This is a genomic window from Plasticicumulans sp., assembly GCF_035331805.1.
In the GTDB taxonomy this organism is placed as follows: Bacteria; Pseudomonadota; Gammaproteobacteria; order Competibacterales; family Competibacteraceae; genus Plasticicumulans.
The window spans coordinates 1-2,832 of record NZ_DAOLKE010000416.1 but is presented as its reverse complement, the minus strand read 5'-3'; the positions used below and the strand labels follow the sequence as shown (position 1 = coordinate 2,832).

Here is a 2,832-nt window from a genome sequence, read left to right as displayed (position 1 = left end):
ACCTGAAGCGTCGGCGCCGGCACTTCAACAATCGGCATCGACACCTGAACCATCGACGCCGACTCATTTCAGGGTGACGCCGACTGCTGAACCGTCAGCGCCACGGCCCGGATACGCCGATGCCGCGTGCGCAGGCGGGGCGAGCGGCGGGCGTGATCCGGCTGCAGGCGGCCGGTTCAGGGCGGCGGGAGTGCGGGGCTGGCGGGAGCCGGGCGGGGGCGCGGGGGCGGGGCTTGCTGCCGGGTGGCCGCAAACGCGACGGCCGGCACGCAGGGCGCGTGCCGGCCGTCGGGGGAAAGCGGAAATGCCGCCGGATCAGAGATCGGCGTGCTTGTTGTCCTCGGGCAGGAAGCCGTTTTCCCAGAGGATGTTGCCGGGGCTGGACTTCTTGTTGACGGTCAGGCCGCGGCCCTGCAGCACCGTCTTCATCTGGCGCAGCATGCCGGGGTTGCCGCAGAGCATGACCGCCGAACGCTCGGGCGAGTACTCCCAGCCGACTTCCTGTTCCAGCAGGCCGGACTCGACGAGGTCGGGGATGCGCTTGTCGAAGGCGCCGCGCACGGCCTCGCGCGTGACGACCTTCACGTAGCGGAAACGCTCGGCGTACTCGCCGAAGATCTCGTCCTCGTTGAAGTTTTCGAGCCATTCGAGATACGCGAGCTCGTTGCCGTCGCGCACGCTGTGCACCAGCACGACGTGCTCGAAGGTGTCCCAGGTGTAGGGGTCGCGCAGGATCGACATGAACGGCGCCAGGCCGGTGCCGGTCGCGAGCATCCAGAGATCCTTCTGGCCGCGGAAGCGGTCGGTGGTCAGCGTGCCGAAGTTGCGCTTGTCGACGTAGAGCGTGTCGCCGGCCTGCACGTGCTTCAGCGCCTGCGTGAACGGGCCGTTCGGCACGACGATCGACAGGAATTCCAGGTGCTCGTCAAAGACCGACGAACAGATCGAGTACGCCCGCCAGACCCATTCGCCTTCGACCGGCAGGCCGAGGCGGGCGAACTGGCCGGAGATGAAGCGGAAGGACTCCGGACGGTCGAGCACCAGCGAGAACAGCGTCGGTGACCACCAGTGCACGCTGCGGATGGTCAGGGCGTGGTAGTCCTCACTGGTCGGGGGCAGGGAGGCGGGCTGGGCGAACTCGGGTGCTGCGGACATGGATTGCAGGTTCTCGGCTGACGGAAGGGCGGTGCCTGCCCTCGGGGGGCGAAAATTGTCCGGGAGGATAAGTCGGATATTAAATTGCTGGAAAGAATCTGAATGGATTTTTTTATTCAATCTTCTTATATGAGGCCCTGCCTCCCGGCCGATGCGCTCCGAAGCGGCAGGCGCCGGCAGCGCCGGGCCGGTTGCGATGCGCAGGCATGGCAGAGGTAGCGGCAGATGCACCTGATCGGTGCGGGTAGCCGGCCGGCGCAGGGCAAGTACGGGTGGCTGCCCCCTCGGGGGTAAGTGGCCGGCACAATGGTCATGGGCTTGATGATCATCAAGATACCGGCCGGTCAGGGGGCTACGGTGTGCCCCGACCTGCGGCAGATCGCCGCACCCTGACCGGGCACGGCTGCCCTCCGCGCGAGCGGTGGCCGTTGCAGATGCCATGTCCTTCGCTGAATTCCGCCTGCTGTGCCTGCCGGTCCTGCGCTCCTTGAGCGCGCTGCTGCTGCTCGTGGCTTGCGGCGTCGCGCCGGCCGCACCGGCGGCGGCGCCGTGGGAGCTCGGCCGCGGCTGGTTCCCGGGCGCCGATCGCGTTGCGCCCGCCGATGGCACGCCGCCGGCTGCGGCCGTGTACCGCGGCAGCGAGCTGCTCGGCTACCTGTTCCAGACCGATCAGGTCGAGCGCATCCCGGCCTATTCGGGCAAGCCGGTCAACACGCTGGTCGGCATCGACCGCAGCGGCCGCATCAGTGGTGCGCAGGTGCTCGAACACCACGAGCCGATCCTGCTGGTCGGCATCCCCGAGACCCGGCTCGGCGAGTTCATCGCGCAGTACGTCGGCAAGCGCGTGACCGATCGCGTCAAGGTCGGCGCCGCCAACCGCGAGGGCTACGTCGGCGTCGATGCGATCACCGGCGCGACCGTGACCGTCATGGTCATCAACGAGGGCATCATGCGCTCGGCGCACCGGGTCGCGGTCGCGCGCGGCCTGATCGGCGAGGCGGCGGCCGTGCAGCGCGCACCGGCGCGCGTGAAGCCCGATGTCTACGCGCCGGCCGACTGGCAGCAGCTCAGCGGCGACGGCTCGGTGCGCACGCTCCGGCTGACGCGCGCCGACGTGCAGCGCGCCTTCGACAACACCGCCGCCGCCGGCGTCGAGCGCCCGACGCCGGAGCAGCTCGACGAGCCCTTCGTCGAACTGGCCTGGGCCTACCTGAACCCGCCGACCATCGGGCGCAGCCTGCTCGGCGATGCCGCGTATGCACGGCTGATGGCGGGGCTTGCGCCCGGCGAGCACGCGATCGCGGTGCTGGGCAACGGCTATTCGTTCAAGGGCTCGGGCTACGTGCGCGGCGGCATCTTCGATCGCGTGCAGCTGCGCCAGAACGACCAGGCGATCAGCTTCCGCGACAGCGACTTCCAGCGCCTGAGCGATGTCTACGCGCCCGGCATGCCGCGCTTTCGCGAGATGGTGATCTTCTTCATCCGCGAGCATTACCACTTCGATCCGGGCACGCCGTGGCAGCTCGAACTGCTGGTGCGCCGCCAGACCGGGCCGCTCGATTCGGTGTTCACGAGCTTCAGCGGCGGCTACGAGACGCCGGCGCGCTATCTGGAGCTGCCCGCCGCGCCGCTGCCGGCGCCGGCCGCCCCCGGCAGCAGCACCGCAGGTGCGCCGCA

General features: G+C 69.2%; 2 protein-coding genes. One reads left to right on the top strand and one right to left on the bottom strand.

Annotated features, from left to right (window positions below; genetic code table 11):
* Positions 1-315: 315 nt before the first annotated feature.
* On the bottom strand, positions 316-1,155 hold the full coding sequence (locus PKE44_RS17755; RefSeq protein ID WP_324553917.1) for a ferredoxin--NADP reductase: 840 nt from the start codon (positions 1,153-1,155) through the stop codon (positions 316-318).
* Positions 1,156-1,594: 439 nt separating this feature from the next.
* Between PKE44_RS17755 and PKE44_RS17750 the strand changes: the two genes are divergently transcribed.
* Positions 1,595-2,832, top strand: a 1,238-nt coding sequence (locus PKE44_RS17750) for an FMN-binding protein (protein ID WP_324553915.1), incomplete at its 3' end; no start/stop codon positions are given.

Bases quoted from the DNA above. Each gene is read 5' to 3' on its own strand.
- PKE44_RS17755 (WP_324553917.1), bottom strand. From the start codon at position 1,155: ATGTCCGCAGCACCCGAGTTCGCCCAGCCCGCCTCCCTGCCCCCGACC.